This is a genomic window from Streptomyces albidochromogenes (assembly GCF_005981925.1).
GTDB lineage: Bacteria > Actinomycetota > Actinomycetes > Streptomycetales > Streptomycetaceae > Streptomyces > Streptomyces albidochromogenes.
In genome coordinates, this window is record NZ_VBVX01000019.1 from 18,163 (window position 1) to 41,042 (window position 22,880).

Genomic DNA, 22,880 nt, shown 5'->3' on the forward strand with positions numbered 1-22,880 from the left:
CACCCTGTCACGCGTGCCAGTCGAGCGGGACCTGCCGGGAGCGGTCCCAGGGCCGCTCCCATCCCGCGTAGTGAAGGATCTTGTCGATCACGCCGGCCGTGAAACCCCAGACCAGAGCGGGTCCGACCAGGAACGCGGGGCCGCTGTGGCCGCGCGGGTGCACGCTCGTCACGCGGTGGGCCGGATCCGTGAGATCCGCCACGGGAATGGTGAACACGCTCGCCGTCTCGGCGGAGTCGACGACGCCGACCGGGCTCGGCTCGCGCCACCAGCCGAGGACCGGCGTCACGACGAAGTTGCTGACGGGGATGTAGAGGCGGGGCAGTACGCCGAAGATCTGGACACCGGAGGGATCGAGGCCGGTCTCCTCCTCGGCCTCGCGGAGCGCGGCGCGCAGGGGGCCCGTGGTCTGCGGATCACCGTCGGCGGGGTCGAGGGCGCCACCGGGGAAGCTGAGCTGGCCCGCGTGCGAACGCAGGCTCCCGGCCCGCTCCATGAGGAGCAGTTCGGGCCCCTTCTCCCCCTCGCCGAAGAGGATCAGGACGGCCGACTGGCGCCCGGCGCCACTCTCCGGCGGCAGGAAGCGGCTGAGCTGCTCGGGGCGTACGGACCGGGCGACCTCGGCCACCGGGCCGAGCCAGGCGGGCAGCCCCCGGCTCGTCACGTCGACTTCGGCAAGGCCGGCCGCCTCGGCCGTCCGGGCCGCCCCGGACGGCGCGGCCGCCCGGCCGCCGTCGTATCTCTCGCTCCCACGCGTCATAGGCACCCCCGTCGTCACAACGCCCGAACCGGGCCCGTTCGTTCCGCGCGGTCGCGCGCACCCGCCACCCGGCCCGCCGCTCTTCTCGCCACCTCGCCCGCCGTGCGACCCCTCACCCGGCCCGTCACTCGGCGGCTCCCAACGTCGGCGCGGGCTTGCCGGGATAGTCCGGCGGGGGCTTCAGGCGCTGCCCCGGGTGGCCGCCCATCTCGTATTTCAGCAGCTTCTTGGCCTTCTCCGGGTCCGTCTCGCCCTCGCCGTACGACGGACACAGATCCGCGATCGGGCAGGCGCCGCAGGCCGGCTTGCGGGAGTGGCAGACGCGGCGGCCGTGGAAGATGATCCGGTGCGAGAGCATCGTCCACTCGCTCTTGGGGAAGATCGCGGCGATGTCCGCCTCGACCTTCTCCGGGTCCTCGTGCTCGGTCCACTTCCAGCGCCGCACGAGCCTGCCGAAGTGCGTGTCGACGGTCAGGCCGGGGACCCCGAAGGCATTGCCGAGGACCACGTTGGCGGTCTTGCGGCCGACGCCGGGCAGCGTGACGAGGTCCTTGAGACGGCCGGGCACCTCGCCGCCGAAATCGTCCCTGAGCGCGGCGGAGAGGCCGAGCAGGGACCGGGCCTTGGCGCGGAAGAAGCCGGTCGGCCGGATCAGCTGCTCCAGCACCTCGGGGTCCGCCGCGGCCATGTCCTCGGGCGTGGGGTACGCGGCGAAGAGGGCCGGGGTGGTCTGGTTGACCCGCAGGTCCGTGGTCTGGGCCGAGAGGACCGTGGCGACCAGCAGCTCGAAGGGATTCTCGAAGTCGAGCTCCGGATGGGCATACGGGTAGACCTCGGCCAGCTCACGGTTCGTCCGCCGGGCGCGGCGGACCATGGCCAGCCGCGACTCGGGCTTCCCGGGCTTCGCCCCCGCCCCGGACTTGGACCTTTTCACCCCATTCGCGGCATTCTCAACTTGAGCCGGGACCTGTTCGCCCACAGCGGAATTACGGCCTTCAGTCACCTGTCCGGCCCCCTCGGGCTCCACTCTCACCGGCGATTTGGACACCCGGCCAGCCTAAAGCCCGGCACTGACATCCGCCCCGGTCACAGGCAATTGCCAACCCAATCGGCCCCCTGCCGCACGGTCGGGCACGCCGGTACGTCAAACTTGTGATTGATCGCACTGTTTTACCGTCCGGCATCATGGAGACCACGGTTCCCGTGATGAGCAGGTCGACAAGGAGAGAACTCGTGGACGACGTTCTGCGGCGCGCCCCGCTCTTCGCGGCGCTCGATGACGAGCAGGCCGCGGAGCTCCGCGCCTCGATGAGTGAGGTGACGCTCGCTCGCGGCGACGCCCTCTTCCACGAGGGCGACCCCGGCGACCGCCTGTACGTGGTCACCGAGGGCAAGGTGAAGCTGCACCGCACCTCCCCCGACGGCCGCGAGAACATGCTGGCCGTCCTCGGACCCGGCGAGCTGATCGGTGAGCTGTCGCTCTTCGACCCGGGCCCGCGCACCGCCACCGCCACCGCCCTCACGGAGGTCAAGCTGCTCGGCCTCGGCCACGGCGACCTCCAGCCCTGGCTGAACGCCCGCCCGGAGGTGGCCACGGCCCTCCTGCGCGCGGTCGCCCGCCGGCTGCGCAAAACCAACGACCAGATGTCCGACCTGGTCTTCTCCGACGTGCCGGGCCGTGTCGCCCGCGCGCTCCTCGACCTGTCGCGCCGGTTCGGCGTGCAGTCCGAGGAGGGCATCCACGTCGTGCACGACCTGACGCAGGAGGAGCTGGCCCAGCTGGTCGGCGCGTCCCGCGAGACGGTCAACAAGGCCCTCGCGGACTTCGCGGGCCGCGGCTGGCTGCGCCTGGAGGCGCGGGCAGTGATCCTGCTGGACGTGGAGCGCCTCGCGAAGCGCTCCCGCTAGGACGACCCCGCTACGACGCCGGAAGGGCCGCCCCCTCGTGGGGCCAGCCCTTCCGCCGTCAGATCAGGCCGTGGTCCCGCAGGTACTCCAGCTGCGCCCGCACCGACAGCTCGGCCGCCGGCCACAGGGAGCGGTCCACGTCCGCGTACACATGGGCGACGACCTCCGGCGCGCTCGCGTACCCGTTCTCGACCGCCGTCTCGACCTGCGCGAGGCGGTTCGCCCGGTGCGCCAGGTAGTACTCGACCGCGCCCTGCGCGTCCTCCAGGACCGGCCCGTGGCCCGGCAGCACGGTGTGCACGCCGTCGTCGACCGTCAGCGAACGCAGCCGCCGCAGCGAGTCGAGGTAGTCGCCGAGCCGCCCGTCCGGGTGGGCCACCAGCGTCGTGCCGCGCCCCAGGACCGTGTCGCCCGTCAGTACGGCCCGGTCGGCGGGCAGGTGGAAGCAGAGCGAGTCGGCGGTGTGGCCGGGCGTCGGCACCACGCGCAGCTCCAGGCCCCCGGTGGTGATGACGTCCCCCGCCGCCAGCCCCTCGTCCCCGAGCCGCAGCGCCGGATCGAGGGCCCGTACGGACGTACGCGTCAGCTCGGCGAAGCGCCCCGCGCCCTCCGCGTGGTCGGGGTGCCCGTGCGTCAGCAGGGTCAGCGCGACGCGCCTGCCCGCCCTCTCCGCGGTGTCGATCACCGCCCGCAGGTGTACGTCGTCGAGCGGCCCCGGATCGATGACGACCGCCAGGTCCGAGTCCGGCTCGCAGACGATCCAGGTGTTGGTGCCGTCCAGGGTCATCGGGGAGGGGTTCGGGGCGAGGACGTTCACGGCGCGGTCGGTGGCCGGCCCGGAGAGCACTCCGCCCCGGGGCTGCCCGGGCAGCGCGGCTGCGTCGGTCATGCGACACCTCCCGTCCCGACGCGCTTCGTGAACTCATCGTGCCCCGGCCAGCTCAGAACCACCTCGTCGCCCTCCAGGCGCGCCTGCGCCAGGACCGGCGTCATGTCCTGCTCCGCCGCGCCCGCGAGCGCCTGGGCGGCCGTGGCGTACGGCTGGAGCGTCCGCAGCGTGGAGATCGTCGGCGGCATCATCAGCAGCTCACCCCTGTCGTAGCCGGCGGCGGCCTCGGAGGGACTGGTCCACACCGTACGGTCCGCCTCCGTGGAGGCGTTGCGGGTCCGCTGGCCGGCCGGCAGCGCGGCGACGAAGAACCACGTGTCGTACCGCTTCGGCTCGAACTCGGGGGTGATCCAGCGCGCCCACGCGCCCAGCAGGTCGGAGCGCAGCACCAGCGACCGCCGCTGGAGGAAGTCCGCGAAGGACAGCTCCCTGGCGACCAGGGCTTGCCGGTCCGCCTCCCAGTCGTCCCCGGTGGTGTCACCGACCACCGTGCCGGCCGTCGGTCCGGCGAGCAGCACGCCGGCCTCCTCGTACGTCTCGCGCACCGCCGCGCACACGATGGCCTGCGCCGACGCCGGGTCCACACCGAGGCGAAGGGCCCAGTCGCCGAGGGACGGGCCCGCCCAGCCCACCTGGTGGTCGTCGTCGCGCGGGTCGACGCCGCCGCCCGGATACGCGTACGCGCCCCCGGCGAAGGCCATGGAGGCGCGTCTGCGCAGCATGTGCACGGTGGGACCGCCGGCCGTGTCCCGCAGGAGCATGACGGTGGCGGCCCGCTTGGGGGGCGCGACCGTCAGCTCGCCACGGGCGAGAGCGCGGATCCGGTCCGGCCACTCGGGCGGGTACCACTGACCATTGGACATGGCCGGAGGCTATCCGCTCCCGGTCGGATGTTCGAGAGCACCAGGTCCGGAGGCCGGGCCACGACCACGGGCCGGCGGACCGGGCCGGCGAAGGCCGGCTCGACGGCGTCAGGCGGAGGTGAGCTCGACCTGGATCTCGACCTCGACCGGCGCGTCCAGCGGCAGCACGGTCACGCCGACCGCGCTGCGCGCGTGCACGCCCTTGTCGCCGAGGACCGCGCCCAGCAGCTCGCTCGCTCCGTTGATCACGGCCGGCTGGCCGGTGAAGTCGGCGGCGGAGGCGACGAAGCCGACGACCTTCACGACACGCGCGACGCGGTCGAGGTCACCGGCGACGGACTTGACGGCGGCCAGCGCGTTCAGCGCGCACGTACGCGCCAGGTTCTTCGCCTCTTCCGGCGTGACCTCCGCACCGACCTTGCCGGTGCACGGCAGCTTGCCCTCCACCATCGGGAGCTGGCCCGAGGTGAAGACGTACACGCCGGACTGCACGGCCGGCTGGTACGCGGCGAGCGGAGGGACAACCTCCGGAAGCGTCAGGCCGAGCTCGGCGAGCTTCGCCTCGACCACACCGGTCATGCCTGCTTCTCCCGCTTCAGGTAGGCCACCAGCTGCTCGGGGTTGTTCGGCCCGGGCACGACCTGGACGAGCTCCCAGCCGTCCTCGCCCCAGGTGTCCAGGATCTGCTTGGTCGCGTGCACGAGAAGGGGCACGGTCGAGTATTCCCACTTGGTCATACGGCGACTGTAGTGCCTGCCACAGACACCTCCTGCGTAGCCCGGGCGCCGACTGGTTAGGCTCAGGACGTGAGCAGGCTCCAGGTCGTCAGTGGCAAGGGCGGTACCGGCAAGACCACGGTGGCCGCGGCACTCGCGCTCGCCCTCGCGACGGAGGGCAAGCGCGCCCTTCTCGTGGAGGTCGAGGGCAGGCAGGGCATCGCGCAGCTCTTCGAGACGGAAGCGCTTCCGTACGAAGAGCGCAAGATCGCTGTCGCACCGGGCGGCGGGGAGGTGTACGCCCTCGCGATAGACGCCGAACGCGCCCTTCTCGACTACCTCCAGATGTTCTACAAGCTCGGAGGGGCCGGCAGAGCGCTCAAGAAGCTGGGCGCGATCGACTTCGCGACCACCATCGCGCCGGGTCTCAGAGACGTGCTGCTGACCGGCAAGGCGTGCGAGGCGGTGCGCCGCCGGGACAAGCAGAACCGTTACGCGTACGACTACGTCGTGATGGACGCACCGCCCACCGGCCGCATCACGCGCTTCCTGAACGTGAACGACGAGGTGGCCGGGCTGGCCAAGTTCGGGCCGATACACAATCAGGCGCAGGCCGTCATGCGAGTCCTCAAGTCGCCCGAGACGGCGGTCCACCTGGTGACGCTGCTCGAAGAGATGCCGGTCCAGGAGACCGCCGACGGCATCGCCGAGCTGCGCGCCGCCGAACTGCCGGTCGGCAACGTCATCGTGAACATGGTCCGCCCGCACCTCCTCGACGAGGACGCCCTGCGCACCGCCGCCGGCGAGCGGCGCACCGCCGTCGCCAAGGCGCTCTCCCAGGCCGGACTGGGCGGCGCCCGCCGCGGCGGTCTGGCCGAGCGCCTCGTGGACCCGCTCCTCGAACAGGCCGCGGAGCACGCGCAGCGCGTCGAGCTGGAGCGCGAGCAGCGCGCCGTACTCGCCCGGCTGGACCTGGCGACGTACGAACTGCCGCTGCTCGGCGAGGGCATGGACCTCGCCGGGCTCTACCGGCTGGCGAAGGAACTGCGGACCCGTCTCGCCCCTGGGGGAACTTCATGACCGTGAGTGGCACCGACACCGGCACGGACAGCAACACGGCCACCAGCACCGGCGCCACCACCGGCGACGACGCCATGGCCGCCACGCCCGCCCTGGACATCGACCCGCTCCTGGACGACCCGGCCACCCGCATCATCGTGTGCTGCGGCGCGGGCGGCGTCGGCAAGACGACGACCGCGGCGGCACTGGGTGTACGGGCGGCCGAGCGCGGCCGCAAGGTTGTCGTCCTCACCATCGACCCGGCCCGCAGGCTGGCCCAGTCCATGGGCATCGACGAACTCGACAACACGCCGCGGCGCGTGAAGGGCATAGACGAGACGGCCGGCGGCGAGCTGTCCGCCATGATGCTCGACATGAAGCGGACCTTCGACGAGATCGTCGAGGCGCACGCCGACGCCGAGCGGGCCCGCGCGATCCTGGAGAACCCGTTCTACCAGTCCCTGTCGGCCGGCTTCGCAGGCACGCAGGAGTACATGGCGATGGAGAAGCTGGGCCAGCTGCGGGCCCGCGACGAGTGGGACCTGATCGTCGTCGACACCCCGCCGAGCCGTTCCGCGCTCGACTTCCTCGACGCGCCGAAGCGGCTCGGATCGTTCCTGGACGGCAAGTTCATCCGGGTGCTGATGGCGCCCGCGAAGGTGGGCGGCCGGGCGGGGATGAAGTTCCTGAACGTCGGCATGTCGATGATGACGGGCACCCTCAGCAAGCTGATGGGGGGACAGCTGCTGCGCGACGTCCAGACGTTCGTGGCGGCCATGGACACCATGTTCGGCGGCTTCAGGACGCGCGCGGACGCGACGTACCGGCTGCTCCAGGCGCCCGGTACGGCGTTCCTGGTGGTCGCCGCACCGGAGCGGGACGCCCTGCGCGAGGCCGCGTACTTCGTCGAGCGGCTGGCGGCGGAGGAGATGCCGTTCGCCGGGCTCGTGCTCAACCGGGTCCACGGCAGCGGTGCCCCTCAGCTCTCGGCCGAGCGGGCACTTGCCGCCGCGGAAAATCTTGACGAGGGCGGCATTGTGGATCAGGGGGCCGGGAATGCTGGAGTTCGTGACTCCTCGGCGCCCTCTCCCACAGCCGAACCCACACCGGACGAGACCTCCGACAGCCAAGGCGGCTCGGAGGGCCAGAGCGGCACCCGCACCGTCGAGCAGCTGACCGCGGGTCTGCTGCGCCTGCACGCGGAACGCATGCACGTACTCGCGCGTGAACAGCGAACGCGCGACCGCTTCACCGCGCTCCATCCCGAGGTGGCGGTGACCGAAGTCGCCGCCCTGCCGGGCGACGTGCACGACCTCGCAGGGCTCCGGGCCATCGCTGACCGGCTCGCCGCCCGTGAGGCCGTCGAGCCTGTCGAGTACGACCGGTCGGACCAGCCCGTGGGCTAGCCGACACCCGGACGGGCCCGTGGGCTAACCGACAGCGGCGTACTCGATGAACGCCCCGCTCTCGTCGTCCTCGGGCAGAATGCCCGTGCTCCGCTCGTACTCAGTACGGGCGGTCTCGAGGAGCCGGCGCCAGGAGGTCACGGTGGGGCGCCTGCGCAGCAGCGCGCGCCTCTCCCGCTCCGTCATGCCGCCCCACACGCCGAACTCGACGCGGTTGTCCAGCGCGTCGGCCAGGCACTCGGTCCGCACCGGACATCCGGTGCACACCGCCTTGGCCCTGTTCTGCGCTGCTCCTTGTACGAACAGTTCATCCGGATCGGTAGTGCGGCAGGCTGCCTGCGCACTCCAGTCGGTTACCCAGCCCATACCGGCGCCGTCCTCTCCCGAATCGAGGCTCCCCCACGGCGGCAGCGGCATATTCACCGCTGCCAGTTGAGGACGTTACGGAAGGTGGACACAGCGCAACACCCCCTTCGGGCCCAATCTTGAATGGCCCGAACGGACTATGCGTAAGCGACAGATCACCCGACGGAGTGATGCGGGGGCATACGAGACCAACCCGGCGATGCGGGGCAGTTCGACATGGTCACAACGGAAACCCGGTGACGCATGAGGCGTATTCGGACATGCCTCTGCCAGATCTTCGGAACGGGGGGAGGTGACGCCGGCGGTGTCAGGGGGCTTGATGCGACACGCCACCGCTGTGACAGTTGAGAGCAGCTTAGGCCAAGGCATATACGCGTGTCCGGCGAATGAGAACGTAGGCTGCCCCCATGCCAAAGAAGCGCTCGGGCGGGGGTCTCACCAAGGCCCAGCAGGCCGCCAAATTCCTCGGTGTCGCCGCGCTCTCCGGAGCTGTGCTGGCGGGCATCGCACTGCCGGCAGCAGGAGCGCTGGGACTCGCGGCCAAGGGAACGGTCGAGGGATTCGACGAGATCCCCGCGAACCTCAAGACACCGCCGCTGAGTCAGCGCACCACCATCCTCGACGCGCGCAGCGAACCGATCGCCACGGTCTACTCGCGTGACCGCACCGTCGTGGACCTGAAGGACATCTCCCCGTACATGCAGAAGGCGATCGTCGCGATCGAGGACGCGCGCTTCTACGAGCACGGGGCGATCGACCTCAAGGGCGTCCTGCGCGCGGCGAACCGCAACGCCCAGTCGGGCGGCGTGTCCCAGGGCGCGTCGACCCTCACGCAGCAGTACGTGAAGAACGTCTTCGTGGAGGAGGCCGGCGATGACCCCACCAAGGTCGCCCAGGCCACCCAGCAGACGCTCGGCCGCAAGGTGCGCGAACTCAAGTACGCCATCCAGGTCGAGGAGGAGCTGGGCAAGAAGAAGATCCTCGAGAACTACCTCAACATCACCTTCTTCGGACAGCAGGCGTACGGCATCGAGTCCGCGTCCAAGCGCTACTTCAGCAAGTCCGCCAAGGACCTGAAGCTGGAGGAGGCCGCGCTGCTGGCCGGCATCGTGCAGTCGCCGAGCCGCTACGACCCGGTCAACGACGCCGAGGAGGCGACCAAGCGGCGCAACGTCGTGCTCCAGCGCATGGCGGACATCCGCGACGTCTCGCAGGCCGAGGCCGACCGCGCGAAGGCGACCCCGATCAAACTGAACGTCAGCCGGCCGAAGAACGGCTGCATCACGGCCGTCACCGGCGCGGGCTTCTTCTGCGACTACGTGCGCGAGGTCTTCCTGTCCGACCCGGTCTTCGGGAAGACGAAGGAGGACCGGGCGAAGGTCTGGAACCAGGGCGGCCTGAAGATCCGTACGACGCTGGACCCGCAGGCACAGGAGTCGGTGCAGGCGTCGATCAAGGACCACGTCTACCAGTCCGACAAGATCGCCACGGCGGTCACGCTGGTCGAGCCGGGCACGGGCAAGGTCGTCGCGATGGGCCAGTCGCGGCCGTACGGCTTCAAGAGCAACGAGACGACGATCAACTTCTCCGCCAACAAGAACATGGGCGGATCGGCGTACGGCTTCCCGACCGGCTCGACCTTCAAGCCGTTCGTGGCGGCCGCGGCCATAGAGCAGGGCATTCCGGCGACGAAGACCTACTCGGCGCCGTACGACATGCCGTACCCGAGCCCGGTGGAGACCTGCGACAAGCCGTGGATCAACACCGGCGACACGGTCGAGAACGAGAACGAGGCCGAGGTCGGGCCGTACGCAATGAAGGAGGCGATGGCGAAGTCGGTCAACACCTACTTCGTCCAGATGATCTCCGAGATCGGCATCTGCCCGGTGACGCAGATGGCGAGCAAGCTCGGCGTGATCCAGGCCGACGGGCAGAAGCTCAAGGAAGTGCCCGCGATCTCGCTGGGTACGGAGGGCATGTCGCCGCTGACCATGGCGAACGCGTACGCGACCTTCGCCAACCGCGGCACCTACTGCACCCCGGTCTTCATCGAGTCGGTCAGGACGGCGCAGGGCAAGAGCCTGCCGGTGCCGAAGTCGACCTGCTCGCGGGCGATGTCCGAGAGGACCGCCGACACGATCAACACGCTGCTCAAGGGCGTGGTCGACTCGGGTACGGGTCAGCAGGCGGGGCTCAGCAGCCGGGACAACGCCGGTAAGACGGGTACGACGGACGGGCGGCACAACGCCTGGTTCGTCGGCTACACGCCGAACATGGCGGGCGCGGTGTGGGTCGGCGCGGCGGGCGCCAAGCAGGTCCCGATGGAGAACATCACCATCGGCGGGGTCTACCACGACAAGGTCTTCGGCGGTCAGGTCCCGGGTCCGATCTGGAAGGACGCGATGAGCGGCGCGCTGGACGGCAAGCCGGCGCCCGGCTTCAACACCGTCCACATCCCGGAGCACAACAAGGACAAGGGCAGGGACAAGGGCGACCGCGACCGGGGCGACGACGGGGACGGCGGTGACGGGGGCGGCGACCACGAGGACGGCAAGCCCGGCGACGGCGGCGACGGCGGCGATCCCTGGCCGGACATCTCCCTCCCGCCGGACCTCATCGGCGGCGGCAACGGCAACGGCGGCGGCCGCGGCAGGAACGGGCCGTAGGCGACGCGGAAGGCCGGGCGGGCAGGTCGGGTCGGGGCGGGTCGGTCTTGCGACGGCCGGCTGTACGACGTGCCTGGCACGCCGGGCCGGTACGCCGAAGGGGCGCCGGGTGGATTTCCCACCGGGCGCCCCTTCGGCGTACTGCCTGCTCCGTCTTCCCGACGGGATCCGAGGGGGCCCGACCGGACAGGTGCCGGGTTCGCGCGCCCCGCCGTACCCCTCACACCCCGGCGGCACCCGTCAGGTCGGGCCCAGCCGTACTCCTCGGCCGTACCTCTGACGGGACTCGGTCCCGCTCTCAGCCCGCCAGGAGCCGCTTCACCGTGGCGGCGACGCGGCCGCCCTCGGCGCGGCCCGCGACCTTCGGGTTCACGATCTTCATGACGGCGCCCATCGCCCGCGGCCCCTCGGCCCCGGCGGCCTTCGCCTCTTCGACGGCCTGCCCGACGACGGCGTCCAGCTCGTCGTCGCTCAGCTGCTGGGGCAGGTACGCGTCGAGGATCGCGCCCTCCGCCTTCTCGCGCTCGGCCGACTCGGTCCGGCCGCCCTGGGCGAAGGCCTCGGCCGCCTCGCGGCGCTTCTTCGCCTCCTTGGCGATCACCTTCTGCACCTCGTCGTCGGAGAGCTCGCGCGCCGTCTTGCCGCCGACCTCCTCCTTGGTGATCGCGGTGAGGGTCAGCCGGAGCGTGGACGAGGTGAGCTCGTCACGCGCCCTGATGGCGGTGGTGAGGTCTTCCTGAAGCCTGGACTTGAGCGTGGTCATGGGGCAAGTGTGGCAGGTACGCACCCACTGACGCCCACGGATTTCGTGCGCGGTCGCTGTCTGCGACGATGGGCGCATGCGCGCACGTTACGGGGTACCCCTGAAAGTCACCGCGGGAATCACGGCTGTTGGCGCGGCCGGCATCGCCTACGCCGCCGGCTTCGAGGCCCGGTCGTTCCGGCTCCGCCGGGTGACCGTGCCCGTACTGCCACCGGGGGCGGGCCCCCTGCGCGTACTCCAGGTCTCGGACATCCACATGGTCGGCGGACAGCGCAAGAAGCAGCGGTGGCTGCGGTCGCTCGCCGGGCTGCGGCCCGACTTCGTGGTCAACACGGGCGACAACCTCTCCGACACGGAGGCCGTGCCCGAGGTGCTGGACGCGCTCGGTCCGCTGATGGAGTTCCCGGGCGTCTACGTCTTCGGCTCGAACGACTACTACGGCCCCAAGCTGCGCAACCCCGCCCGCTACCTCCTGGAAAAGGCGCAGGGCAGGCACGGTCTGAACGGCAACCCGCCGGCCGTCGGGGCCGTGCACAACCCCTGGGAGCGGCTGCGCGACGGTTTCGACGCGGCGGGCTGGGTCAACCTCACCAACACGCGGGGCCGGATCAAGCTGGGCGGGCTCGACGGCATGGAGATCGCCTTCGCGGGCGTCGACGACCCGCACATCAAGCGGGACCGGTACGCCGAGGTCGCGGGCGGCCCCGAGCCCTCGGCCGACTTGTCGATCGGCGTGGTGCACGCCCCGTACCTGCGCTCGCTCGACGCGTTCACCAGCGACGGTTATCCGCTGATCCTGGCGGGCCACACGCACGGCGGGCAGCTCTGCGTTCCCTTCTACGGGGCGCTGGTCACCAACTGCGACATCGACAAGGACCGGGCGAAGGGCCTGTCGGCGCACACCGCCGACGGCCGGCGCGCGTACCTCCACGTCTCGGCGGGCTGCGGCACCAACCGCTACACCCCGGTCCGCTTCGCGTGCCCGCCGGAGGCGACCCTGCTGACCCTCGTCGAGCGCCGCTGAGGCAGCGGACCCACCGTGGGCCGATGATCGCGCCAGTACCCACAGGCGTCCCCGCGCCGCGCAGTCCCGCCGCGCCGCCGTCCGTACACCGCCGCCTTCCGTACGTTCGTCTGCGGGCGGCGGTCACCGGCCTCGTCATCGATCTGCCCCTGGGCCGTCCGCCGCGGGCTGAGCTATTCCACGATCCAGTCGAACGTCCTGGTCGCCGCCGCCTTCAGGGCCCCGGCGGCCCGCGCCTGAACGGGGCCGGCCCTCGCTGTCGCCCGGCTCTCCCCGGGCGCGGAGGCGCGCTACCCGTACCCCTTCCTCGACCGACGGGGCACAGGGGGACGTGGGGGTGGCCGACAACTCCGTCTTCCTCGGCGCGGCCTTCTACGCCATGGCCGGTGATCGTCGACATGGACCGGATCCGCCCGAGCCTCGGCCCCGACCTGCGGCGCCGTTCAAACCGGATTTCGCCTGTGGCCGTGAGTCCGCTAAAGTAATCGATGTCGCCGCGACGCGCGCGACAATCGGGGTGTAGCGCAGCTTGGCAGCGCGCTTCGTTCGGGACGAAGAGGTCGTGGGTTCAAATCCCGCCACCCCGACAGCTGAGTAGCAGGTCAGAGGGCCCTTACCGGGTAGGTAAGGGCCCTCTGGCGTTGCCGTGTGTGGTGTCCGGGGCGTAGGCCGCCATTCGGATCACCGGCGGCCGTCCTTCCGGTGATTGCCGGGCCTGTCGCGAGCGAGGTGGGTGTCGCGGAGGTAGGAGCAGAGGACGAATCCGGAACCGGCGAGGAGATCAGCCATGTACGCAGCAGTCCGGCGGTACGAAGGGGTGACCGATCCGGCCGAGGCGGGACGCCTGGTGAACGAGAGGTTCGTGCCGCTCATGCGCCAGGTCCCCGGCTTCGTGGCCTACTACTGGCTCGATGCCGGGAACGGCGTCATGGTGTCGACCAGCGTCTTCGAGGACCGGGCCGGCGCCGAGGAATCGGTCGCGAAGGCGGCGGACTTCGTGCGGGACAACCTCGCGTCCCTGCTGCCCAACCCTCCCCACGTCCTGGCCGGGGAGGTCGTGGCTTCCGCCTAGCGGCGTTCGAGCCGTGGCTCGGGCGGGGGCCCGAAGCCCACACCCGGCGCTGTCGTACCAGGTCAAGGGCCTGATCCTCGTGGAGGGTCAGGCCCTTCCCGTGTCTCCGGCCGGCAGCCGCACCGGCTGTTCCCGGGTGCGCTGACATCGCCTGACAGGTAACGGCGGCCGCTGTCAGGCCGCTGTCCGCCGGCTGTCAGGGGAGCTCGGCATCGTCGTGGTCATCGAGAACGACGAGGACCTGACGAGGAGATGTTGAACATGGCGTACGCGATCCGGGCCGAGGGACTGGTCAAGAAGTACGGCGACTTCACGGCCCTGGACGGCGTCGACCTGGAGGTCCCGGCCGGCAAGGTCGTCGGCGTCCTGGGGCCCAACGGCGCCGGCAAGACCACCACCGTGCGCATCCTGGCCACGCTGATGCGCCCCGACGCCGGGCACGCCACCATCGGCGGGCACGACATCGTCAAGGACCCGGTGAAGGTCCGGCAGCTGATCGGGCTGACGGGTCAGTACGCCTCCGTGGACGAGACCCTGTCCGGCGCCGAGAACCTGGTGCTCATCGGGCGGCTGCTCGGCCTGTCCCGGCGCGACGCGAAGGCGCGGGCGGCCGCGCTCCTGGAGAGCTTCTCCCTCGCCGAGGCGGCCCGCAAGCCGATCGCCACCTTCTCCGGCGGCATGCGGCGGCGCCTGGACCTGGCCGCCTCCCTGGTCGGCCGGCCGCGGGTCCTCTTCCTGGACGAGCCCACCACCGGCCTCGACCCGCACGCCCGGCAGGAAGTCTGGGACGTCGTACGGGAACTGGTCGCCGACGGCTCCACGGTGTTGCTCACCACGCAGTACCTGGAGGAGGCCGACCAGCTCGCCGACTCCATCACCGTCTTCGACAAGGGCCGCAAGGTCGCCGAAGGCCGGCCCGGTGAGCTCAAGCGCCGCGTCGGCGGCCAGATCCTCCAGGTCCGGCCCACCGTGGCCGCCGACGTGCCGCTGGTGGCCGGGATGCTCGCCGAGCTGACCGGTCACGCCCCCGCGCAGGACTCCGGCGTACTCACCGTGCCGGCCGACGAACCGCTCATCGTCGCCGCGGTCGCCCGCCGCCTGGACGGCGCCGGCATCACAGCCGACGAACTCGGCCTTCGCCTGCCCAGCCTGGACGAGGTCTTCCTCGCCCTGACCGGCCACGCGCCCGCCGTCACCGGCGACCAGCCCGTCGCCGTCTGAGCCCGCCGCTCCCCCACTTACGCGAAGACTCCCCCCGAGAGGACCCCGACATGAGCACCCAGCCCCTCAGCGCCCACGCCGAGCTCCCCGGCCGTATCGGCCTCGCGCAGACCGCACAGCACAGCCTCGCCCTCGCCGGCCGCGGCGTCACCAAGTTCATGAAGTCGCCCATCCAGCTGGTCGACGTGATCCTCACCCCGATCATCAGCCTGCTGATGTTCGTCTACCTCTTCGGGGAGGCCATGTCCGGCGGCGACACCGACCGCTACCTGCAGCTCGTCACCCCCGGCGTCATGGTCATGGCCGTCTTCCAGGCCAGCGTCGGCATCGGAGCCTCGCTCTGCGCCGACGCCAGCACCGGCATCTTCGACCGGTTCCGCAGCATGCCGATCGCCCGCTCCAGCCCTCTGATCGGCGCCGTACTCGCCGACATCATCCGCTACGTCGTCTGCCTGGGCACCCTGGTCGTCCTCGCCCTGGTCATGGGCTACCGCGTCCAGACCGGCCCGGTCGCCTCGCTCGCCGCGCTCGCCCTGCTCGTCGGCTTCGCCCTCAGCTTCTCCTGGATCTCGGTGTACCTCGGCATGCTCATCAAGAACCCCGCCTCCGTGCAGGGCCTGATGACCATCCTGATCCTGCCGCTCACCTTCGCCAGCAACGTCTTCGTCCCCCGGGACGACATGGCCGGCTGGCTCCAGGCCTGGTCCGACGTCAACCCCGTCTCCCTGGTCGCCGACGCGGTCCGCGGACTGCTCAACGGCGGCCCGGTCGCCGACTCCCTGTTCGGCACCTTCGCCTGGATGGCCGGCGTGGTCGTGGTCTTCTTCCCGCTGGCCATGCGCGCCTACCGCAAGAACGCCGGCTGATCCTCCGGTGACAGGCCCGCCGGGCGGGGTCCGCACGCACAGTGCGGACCCCGCCCGGCTGTCCGCGTGGGCGCGCGTGCCGTCGTGTCAGATCCGCGCCACCGCCCGCAGGGTCTCCGCCTCCAGCCACCGCAGCGCGTCCTCGCGGGAGTACGCCGCCCCCTCGTCGTACGCCTTCTTGAAGCCCTCCTCGCCCAGCGTCGCCACGATCCGGTCGACCAGCTCGCGCCACTCCGGCTCGCCCCAGTCGAAGGCGCCGCGCATCACCTGGCTCATGCCGAGCGACCTGGCGCCCTCTTCGGGAGCGCCCTCCAACGTGCGTATGCCACCGAGCAGTTCGGCCACCCAGGCGAGCGCGGCGCCCGCTCCCTGGCCGAACAGGGAGCCGGCCGCCTCGGGGAGCAGGGCCCTGGCCCGTACGGCGTCCCCCTCGGCGAGACGGTTCTCGATGCGGGTGCTGACGATCAGGTCGCGGGCCAGCTCCCGCAGGGCGGGGCGGCGGGCGCTCAGTGCCTCCAGACGGTCGAGGGTCGCGTCGGACCGCGCCAGGTCGCCGGCTCTGCGGTGCACATTGGCCAGGCCCACCAGGATGTTGGCCTCCAGGCGCAGCTGTCCGTGCTCGCGGGCCTGCCGGTGTGCGGCGTGCAGATCGCGGAAGGCGCCCTCCAGGTCGCCGCTGCGCCGGCGCTCGCGGGCGAGCCGGGCCTTGCTGAGGTAGAGGTAGTCCTCGGTGCCGAGCTCGGAGCTGAGTGCCACGGTCCGTTCGAAGGTGGCGATGGCCTGGGGGTACTCGCCGCGCAGGGAGTGGTCGCGGCCGATCGGGAACAGGCTCATCACGAGCCCCCAGCGGTCGCCCACCTCTTCGAAGCCGCGCAGTGCCTCGATCCGGGACTCGGCGCCGGTGACCAGGTCGCCCTGTTCGGTGAGGGCGAAGTCCCGTGCCAGGTGGGCGCTGGCCCGCACCCAGGGGTCGGGGGATTCGAGGGGGTCCTGGCCGGCGGTCGCGCCCGGCCCCGACCCGTCGGCGGTGAAGGAGACCCGGGACATCCGCAGGAGCAGTACGGCCGGGTGGAACTCGCGCGCCGTCGCCGACTCGCTCTCGGCGGCCGGACGTTCCCCGCCCCCTGCCCCCGGCGTGCCCGGTGCCCGCGGGGTGTCCGGTCCGACGGCCTCCGCCAGGTACGTGTCGAGGTGGGTGCTCATCCCCCTGATCCCCCAGTACCAGAACATGGCTCTGGCGAAGCGTGCGGACAGCTCCCCGTCCCGGGCGTCGACGACCGAGCGCAGCGCGAGGACGAGGTTGTCGTGTTCGGCGTCGAAGACCGCGATCGCGCGCAGTTGCTCGCCGGTGCGCAGGCGCGGTTCGTACTCTTCGGCGAGGGCCAGGAAGTAGGCGGCGAAGCGCTGGGTCACGGCATCGGTGGGTTCGGCGTCGGCGAGCCGCCGCGCGGCGTACGCCCGTACCGTCTCCAGCATCCGGTAGCGCGGCTCGCCCGCCCCCTCGTCGACGGTGTGCACCAGCGATTTCTCGACCAGGGCGTCCAGGACGTACGGGATGTCGTCGGCCGGGAGCGACGGGTCCGCGCAGACCGCTTCGAGCGCGGCGACGGTCGCACCGCCCGGGAACACCGAGAGCCTGCGGGCGAGGGTCCGCTCGGGTTCGTCGAGCAGGTCCCAGCTCCACTCGACGAGCGCGAGCAGGGTGCGCTGGCGGGGCAGGGCGGTGCGGCTGCCCGAGGCGAGGAGGCGGAAGCGGTCGTCGAGGCGCCGCGCGATCTGCTCGACGCTCATCGAGCGGAGCTTCGCCGCGGCCAGTTCGAGGGCGAGCGGCACCCCGTCGAGCCGCCGGCAGACCTCGACGACGGCGTCCAGGGTGGTGTCGTCGAGCGTGAAGTCCGGCCGGACTCCGACGGCCCGGTCGACGAAGAGGCGGACGGCGGGCGACTGCGCGGCCTCGGCGGGCTCCGGTGACCCCGTCGGCACGTCGAGGGGGCCGAGGTGGCACAGGGACTCGCCGGTGATGGCGAGGGCCTCGCGGCTGGTGGCGAGGATCCGCAACTCCGGCAGCTGGTCGAGGAGTTCCGCGGCGAGTTCCGCCGCCGCCTCGACGAGGTGCTCGCAGTTGTCGAGCAGGAGCAGCGCGTCGCCGCTGCCGAACAGTGTGGCCATGCGCTCGACCGGGGTGGCCCGCTGCCCCGGGCCGGCGTCGTAGAGGCGGCCGTCGGTGGAGCTTAGGGCGCCGAGCACCGCGTCGGCCAGCTGGTCCGGTGCGCTCACGCCGGCGAGCGGCACGAACCAGACACGGCCGCGCGCGTGGGCGCGGTCCCGGGTGGCCGCTTCCAGGGAGAGCCGGGTCTTGCCCGCGCCACCGGGGCCGACGATGGTGACGAGCCGGTGGCGGACCAACTGGTCGGCGAGCCGGCTCAGTTCCTCGTCGCGGCCGATGAAACTGGTCAGCCTGGCCGGGAGGCGGCTCGGTGCGGCCTCGGCCCGCTCGACGGGCGTCTCCAGCTCACCTCGCAGCAGGGCCAGGTGGATCTCCCGCAGGTCGGCCGACGGATCGACGCCGAGTTCGTCGCCGAGCCGCTCCCGCACCGCCTCGTACACCGCGAGGGCGTCGGACTGCCGCCCGGCCGCGGCCAGCGCCCGCATCCGCAGCCCGGCGACCCGCTCACTCAACGGCCGCTCCGCCCCGGCCGCTTCGAGGTCGGCCAGTACCTCTCCGTACCGTCCGAGCCGCAGCTCGGCATCGCAGCGGTCCTCGGTGGCCGCGGTCCGCACATCGTCGAGCCGGGTGGCCACGGGGGCGGCGAACGGGGCGTCCAGGACATCGACGAGCGCCGGGCCCTGCCACAGCCCGAGCGCCGTGGTGAGCAGCGAGGCCGCCTCGTCGGCCCGCCCGGCCGCGAGTTCCCGCCGCCCGCGAGCGGTCAGGTCCTCGAAGCGGTGTACGTCCACGTCCTCGGCCCGCACCGAGAGGCGGTAGCCGCCGGACGCGGACTCCACCGTCGCGTGCCCGCGCAGCGCCCTGCGCAGCCGGGACACCAGCGCCTGCAGCGCGTTGGCCGCGTCGGCGGGCGGCTCCTCCCCCCACAGGCCGTCGACGAGCGAGTCGGCGGACACCGCCCGGCCCTCGTCGAGGGCGAGCCTGGCGAGGAGCATCCGCAGCCGGACGCCGCCCACCTCCACCGGCGTCCCCTCGTCGGCGTACACCTGTATCGGCCCAAGCAACTTCACGCGCACCACGGCGGTCTCCCCCTCCGGACCGGTCGGCCCCCCAGGCGTTGATCATTTCTCCAACGCCGGGTCAGCATCACCCAACCGGCGCCCCCGGTAAAGGGCTTGCGGCGCCGGCCGGAGCTCGATGTGCGCGAGCGAGGAGCGAGAGCGACGCGTACTCGGCCGTGGCTCCCGGACCGAGTGGAGGCCGCCGGGGTTCGCGGATACGCCACCCAGTCGTGCAAGGCGTCGATACGCTGCCGAGATCTTGTCGTCCGTACGACCGGAGGTGCGATGCAAGCTGGTGACGTCAAGCTCGGAAAGGTCTTCGCCAACGACCACCAGAGCGTGATTCCGATCTTCCAGCGGCCCTACGTCTGGGATCAGGAGCGCAACTGGGAGCCCCTGTGGGGCGATGTCCGCACCGCGGCCGAGGAGGTGGAGGCCGAGGCCGGGGAGGGTGGCGGGGGCGGACCGGCGAAGGCGCGTACGTACTTTCTGGGCGCCGTGGTCGTGCAGGAGCGACACCGGCCGCCGCGGCGGCTCGCATCGTCGCACATCATCGACGGCCAGCAGCGCATGACGACCTTGCAGGTCCTCTTCGCAGCGGCTCGCGCCGTGTCTCAGGGGCTGGGAGCGCACAGTGTGGCCGGCCGCTTCACGAGCCTGCTGGAGAACCGGGCCGAGACCGTCCACGAGGCCTTCCCGGACGACCGCTACAAGGTGTGGCCCCTTCCGCAGGACCGGGACGCCTTCCTGTGGGCCGTACGCCGGGACGAGGACCAGCGGGCCGCGCCCGACGCGCAGCACCGGCTCGTCAGGGCCCGCTCGTGGTTCGAGCAGGAGATCGGCGACTGGGCGAGGGGGGCGGAGAAGCCCGTTCAGCGGCTGGACGACCTCTACTACACCCTTCAGGAGCGGATGCAGCTCGTCGAGATCGTTCTCGACGCCGGCGACGACCCGCAGGTCATCTTCGAAGCGCTCAATCATCGCGGTGTGCGGCTCGACGCGGCCGACCTGGTGAAGAACCTGCTCTTCCAGACGGTGGACGCCCAGGGCGAGCACCACCGCGCCGAACAACTGCTCATGCGGGGGTGGTTGCCGCTGGACGCCGAGCCGTGGCGCGGCCAGGTCACGACCGGACGTATCAAACGTGCCCTGGTCGACCTGCTCCTGGCGTACTGGCTGACGGTCCACAAGCGCGAGGACGTGCTGGTGGAGCACCTCTTCGCCGACTTCAAGACGTGGCTGCGGAACAGCGGCGCGCAGGCGGCCGACGTCATCCTGGACATCAGGCACTACGCCGACACCTATCTGCGGCTGCGGGAACTGCCCATGACCAGTCCGACGGGGCGGCTCCTCGACCGCATGCAGACCATGACGGCGACCCCGTGGCCGGTTCTGCTGTACCTGCACGCGACGGACGCCGTGCCGGAGGAGCAGCGTGCGATCGCGGCCCGGGCGATCGACTCGTTCCTCATGCGGCGGGCCGTCTGCCTGCTGACGTCCAAGGACTACAACCGGCTGTTCGTGCAGGTCCTCGCCGATGTACGGCAGAGCGACCCGTCCGGGGCCGGTGACGCCGTCGTACGGAGCCTGCGGGGACAGACCGCCGAAGCCCGCCTGTGGCCCGACGACAACATGTTCCTGAACGCGCTGCTCGCGCCGGACCTCTACCGCCGCTCCTACCGTGCCCGCCTCAAGGCGTTGCTCGTGGGGCTGGAGAACCACATGCGGACGCCCAAGACCGAGACGGGCCCCGTCCTGTCGAGTACGGACGCGAGCCTGAACATCGAGCACATCCTCCCGCAGAAGTGGGAGACGCACTGGCCGCTGACCGACGGTGATGGTGACGGTGACTACGAGAAGCGGCTGAAGCGGCGTCAGGACGCCGTGCACCAGCTGGGCAACCTCACGCTCGTCACCACGAAACTCAACCCGTCACTGAGCAACCAGGCGTGGGGGCGAAAGAAGGAGGAGCTCCGCTCTCACAGCCTGATGCGTCTCACCACTTCGTCCGTTCTCTCCGCACCGGAGGGGCTCGGCGCGCACGGGGGCGGCGAGACGTGGGCCGCCGCCTGGGACGAGGACCGGGTCGCCCTGCGCGGTTCGTGGCTCGCTCGTGCCGCTCTCCACGCCTGGCCGCTCCTCGGCTGACGGTCGCAGCGGCGGGCGGACGACGGGGGCGGCCCGGTGGCCGGGACACCGGGGCGGGACCGCTGTCAGTGGGGCGGAGCAGAATAGGGGGATGACTGAGAAGACCGGGGACGTGCAGGACGTGGCCATGCCCGACTGGGAGAAGCGGTTCAGGGCTCCCCGGGTCTCGCTGCCCGACTGGGCCGAGGAGGCGCCGGAGCGGGCGCTGTTCGTTTCGAACGCGACGGGGACCTACGAGCTGTACGCGTGGGACCGGGCCACCGGGGCGCAGCGGCAGGCCACCGACCGGCCGAACGGCACCACCGACGGGGTGCTGACGCCCGACGGCGAGTCGATCTGGTGGTTCAGCGACACGGACGGGGACGAGTTCGGCGTCTGGATGCGGCAGCCGTTCGCCGGGGGCGAGGACCAGCCCGCGGCTCCCGGCCTGGCGGCGTCGTACCCGGCCGGGCTCGCGCTCGGCCGGGACGGGACGGCGGTCGTCGGGCGCTCGACCGACGAGGACGGGTCCACGGTGCACGTCGTACGGCCGGGCGCCGAGCCCGTCGAGATCTACCGGCACCGGGAGTCGGCCGGGGTGGGGGACCTGTCGTACGACGGGACGCTGGTCGCGATCGAGCACACCGAGCACGGCGACGCCCTGCACTCCGCGCTGCGGGTGACGCGGCTGGACGGCACGTCCGTGGCCGAGCTGGACGACACCCGTGGCGGGGAGGCCGAGCTGGGGCTGGAGGTACTGGGCTTCGCGCCGGTCCACGGCGACACCCGGCTGCTCGTCCGGCACCAGCGGCGCGGCCGCTGGGAGCCGATGGTGTGGGACGTCGCGTCGGGCGAGGAGACGCAGCTCGGGATCGAGCTGCCGGGTGACGTGGCGGCCGAGTGGTACCCGGACGGCTCCGCGCTGCTCGTCGCGCACAGCTTCGAGGCCCGCAGCGAGCTGTGGCGGTACGACGTCGCCACCGGGCGGCTCACGGTGGTGCCGACGCCGGCCGGGACGGTGTCCGGGGCCACGGCCCGGCCGGACGGGACGGTGGAGTTCCTGTGGTCCTCGGCCGCCGAGCCGCCGGTGGTGCGGTCGACGTCGGGGGGCGTGGTGCTCGATCCGCCGGGGATGAAGGCGCCGGGCTCGGTGCCGGTCGAGGACGTGTGGGTCCAGGGCCCGGGCGGGCGGATCCACGCGCTCGTGCAGAGGCCGGCCGCCGGTGAGGGGCCGTTCCCGACGGTTTTCGAGATCCACGGCGGCCCGACCTGGCACGACAGCGACGCCTTCGCGGCCGGGCCGGCGGCGTGGGTGGACCACGGTTACGCGGTCGTGCGGGTCAACTACCGGGGTTCGACCGGGTACGGGCGCGCGTGGACGGACGCGCTCAAGCACCGGGTCGGGCTGATCGAGCTGGAGGACATCGCGGCGGTGAGGCAGTGGGCCGTCTCGTCCGGGCTCGCGGATCCGGCGAAGCTGGTGCTCGCGGGCGGTTCGTGGGGCGGGTACCTGACGCTGCTCGGGCTCGGCACGGAGCCGGACGCCTGGGCGGTGGGGCTGGCGGCGGTGCCGGTCGCCGACTACGTGACGGCGTACCACGACGAGATGGAGGCCCTGAAGGCGCTGGACCGCACGCTGTTCGGCGGTACGCCGCAGGAGGTGCCGGAGCGCTTCGCGGCCTCGTCGCCGCTGACGTACGTCGACGCGGTCAAGGCGCCGGTGTACATCTCGGCGGGCGTCAACGATCCGCGCTGCCCGATCCGCCAGGTCGAGAACTACGTGGACCGGCTGGAGGCGCGGGGGGCGGCGTACGAGGTGTACCGGTACGACGCGGGGCACGGTTCGCTGGTGGTGGAGGAGCGGATCAAGCAGGTCCGGCTGGAGATCGATTTCGCCGCGCGGTACCTCGGGTAGGCGTGGGCGGACCCCGGACTGGGGGCCGGGG

General features: G+C 71.7%; 19 protein-coding genes and 1 tRNA gene. 11 read left to right on the forward strand and 9 right to left on the reverse strand.

Annotated elements, in window-relative coordinates:
- Nucleotides 1-7: 7 nt before the first annotated feature.
- Both E2E34_RS04660 and nth read right to left on the reverse strand, forming a co-directional pair.
- Nucleotides 8-760: an NUDIX hydrolase gene (locus E2E34_RS04660; RefSeq protein ID WP_138900622.1), complete on the reverse strand. Its 753-nt coding sequence runs from the start codon at nucleotides 758-760 to the stop codon at nucleotides 8-10.
- 124 nt (nucleotides 761-884) lie between these two features.
- Nucleotides 885-1,634 carry an endonuclease III gene (gene nth / locus E2E34_RS04665; protein ID WP_244315516.1) on the reverse strand — a complete coding sequence of 250 codons (750 nt, stop codon included), beginning with the start codon at nucleotides 1,632-1,634 and terminating at the stop codon, nucleotides 885-887.
- Nucleotides 1,635-1,993: 359 nt separating this feature from the next.
- Here nth and E2E34_RS04670 point away from each other — a divergent pair, with 359 nt between their 5' ends.
- Nucleotides 1,994-2,668 carry a Crp/Fnr family transcriptional regulator gene (locus tag E2E34_RS04670; protein ID WP_014046869.1) on the forward strand — a complete coding sequence of 225 codons (675 nt, stop codon included), beginning with the start codon at nucleotides 1,994-1,996 and terminating at the stop codon, nucleotides 2,666-2,668.
- Between the two features lie 58 nt (nucleotides 2,669-2,726).
- Here E2E34_RS04670 and E2E34_RS04675 read toward each other — a convergent pair whose 3' ends face one another.
- From E2E34_RS04675 to sp36, 4 genes are all read right to left on the reverse strand, one after another.
- Complete coding sequence (locus E2E34_RS04675) at nucleotides 2,727-3,557, reverse strand: MBL fold metallo-hydrolase (protein ID WP_138900624.1); 831 nt, start codon at nucleotides 3,555-3,557, stop codon at nucleotides 2,727-2,729.
- The gene (locus tag E2E34_RS04680; RefSeq protein WP_138900625.1) at nucleotides 3,554-4,420 is read right to left on the reverse strand and encodes an NUDIX hydrolase; all 867 of its coding nucleotides are present in this window, start codon (nucleotides 4,418-4,420) and stop codon (nucleotides 3,554-3,556) included. The genes E2E34_RS04675 and E2E34_RS04680 overlap by 4 nt, the downstream gene beginning before the upstream one ends.
- Nucleotides 4,421-4,528: 108 nt before the next feature.
- A complete protein-coding gene (locus E2E34_RS04685) occupies nucleotides 4,529-4,999 on the reverse strand; it encodes a RidA family protein (RefSeq protein ID WP_138900626.1) in 471 nt (156 codons plus the stop codon).
- Nucleotides 4,996-5,157, reverse strand: coding sequence for a Sp36 family protein (sp36, locus tag E2E34_RS04690; protein WP_019355547.1), 162 nt, complete (start codon nucleotides 5,155-5,157; stop codon nucleotides 4,996-4,998). Before sp36 ends, E2E34_RS04685 begins: the two co-directional genes overlap by 4 nt.
- A 69-nt stretch (nucleotides 5,158-5,226) precedes the next feature.
- Here sp36 and bagA point away from each other — a divergent pair, with 69 nt between their 5' ends.
- Together bagA and bagB are read left to right on the forward strand one after the other, a co-directional pair.
- Nucleotides 5,227-6,216, forward strand: coding sequence for an ATPase BagA (gene bagA / locus E2E34_RS04695; RefSeq protein WP_138900627.1), 990 nt, complete (start codon nucleotides 5,227-5,229; stop codon nucleotides 6,214-6,216).
- Between the two features lie 74 nt (nucleotides 6,217-6,290).
- On the forward strand, nucleotides 6,291-7,601 hold the full coding sequence (bagB, locus tag E2E34_RS04700; protein WP_138900636.1) for an ATPase BagB: 1,311 nt from the start codon (nucleotides 6,291-6,293) through the stop codon (nucleotides 7,599-7,601).
- A gap of 24 nt (nucleotides 7,602-7,625) precedes the next feature.
- Here the strand turns inward: bagB and E2E34_RS04705 are convergent, their stop codons facing one another.
- Complete coding sequence (locus tag E2E34_RS04705; RefSeq protein ID WP_189715524.1) at nucleotides 7,626-7,967, reverse strand: WhiB family transcriptional regulator; 342 nt, start codon at nucleotides 7,965-7,967, stop codon at nucleotides 7,626-7,628.
- A 407-nt stretch (nucleotides 7,968-8,374) separates the two neighbouring features.
- On the opposite strand from E2E34_RS04705, the gene E2E34_RS04710 reads away from it, so the two are divergent.
- On the forward strand, nucleotides 8,375-10,633 hold the full coding sequence (locus tag E2E34_RS04710; RefSeq protein WP_138900628.1) for a transglycosylase domain-containing protein: 2,259 nt from the start codon (nucleotides 8,375-8,377) through the stop codon (nucleotides 10,631-10,633).
- Between the two features lie 298 nt (nucleotides 10,634-10,931).
- Here the strand turns inward: E2E34_RS04710 and E2E34_RS04715 are convergent, their stop codons facing one another.
- Nucleotides 10,932-11,396 (reverse strand): GatB/YqeY domain-containing protein, encoded by a 465-nt coding sequence (locus E2E34_RS04715; RefSeq protein ID WP_138900629.1) that lies wholly within the window; start codon nucleotides 11,394-11,396, stop codon nucleotides 10,932-10,934.
- Nucleotides 11,397-11,472: 76 nt separating this feature from the next.
- Here E2E34_RS04715 and E2E34_RS04720 point away from each other — a divergent pair, with 76 nt between their 5' ends.
- The 5 genes from E2E34_RS04720 (at nucleotide 11,473) to E2E34_RS04740 (ending at nucleotide 15,579) form a co-directional block, all read left to right on the forward strand.
- Entirely contained in the window at nucleotides 11,473-12,420 is a 948-nt protein-coding gene (locus E2E34_RS04720) for a metallophosphoesterase (protein WP_138900630.1), read from the forward strand.
- A gap of 513 nt (nucleotides 12,421-12,933) precedes the next feature.
- Nucleotides 12,934-13,007: transfer RNA gene (locus E2E34_RS04725), tRNA-Pro, on the forward strand.
- 200 nt (nucleotides 13,008-13,207) lie between these two features.
- Nucleotides 13,208-13,492, forward strand: a complete 285-nt coding sequence (locus tag E2E34_RS04730) for a hypothetical protein (RefSeq protein ID WP_138900631.1) — start codon at nucleotides 13,208-13,210, stop codon at nucleotides 13,490-13,492.
- 261 nt (nucleotides 13,493-13,753) lie between these two features.
- Nucleotides 13,754-14,713, forward strand: a complete 960-nt coding sequence (locus tag E2E34_RS04735) for an ATP-binding cassette domain-containing protein (RefSeq protein WP_138900632.1) — start codon at nucleotides 13,754-13,756, stop codon at nucleotides 14,711-14,713.
- Between the two features lie 50 nt (nucleotides 14,714-14,763).
- Nucleotides 14,764-15,579 (forward strand): ABC transporter permease, encoded by an 816-nt coding sequence (locus E2E34_RS04740; protein WP_138900633.1) that lies wholly within the window; start codon nucleotides 14,764-14,766, stop codon nucleotides 15,577-15,579.
- 87 nt (nucleotides 15,580-15,666) lie between these two features.
- Here the strand turns inward: E2E34_RS04740 and E2E34_RS04745 are convergent, their stop codons facing one another.
- A complete protein-coding gene (locus E2E34_RS04745) occupies nucleotides 15,667-18,825 on the reverse strand; it encodes an AfsR/SARP family transcriptional regulator (RefSeq protein WP_244315515.1) in 3,159 nt (1,052 codons plus the stop codon).
- 267 nt (nucleotides 18,826-19,092) lie between these two features.
- Here E2E34_RS04745 and E2E34_RS04750 point away from each other — a divergent pair, with 267 nt between their 5' ends.
- Both E2E34_RS04750 and E2E34_RS04755 read left to right on the forward strand, forming a co-directional pair.
- Nucleotides 19,093-20,955: a DUF262 domain-containing protein gene (locus E2E34_RS04750; protein ID WP_138900634.1), complete on the forward strand. Its 1,863-nt coding sequence runs from the start codon at nucleotides 19,093-19,095 to the stop codon at nucleotides 20,953-20,955.
- A 91-nt stretch (nucleotides 20,956-21,046) separates the two neighbouring features.
- Complete coding sequence (locus tag E2E34_RS04755) at nucleotides 21,047-22,849, forward strand: S9 family peptidase (RefSeq protein WP_138900635.1); 1,803 nt, start codon at nucleotides 21,047-21,049, stop codon at nucleotides 22,847-22,849.
- Nucleotides 22,850-22,880 lie beyond the last annotated feature (31 nt).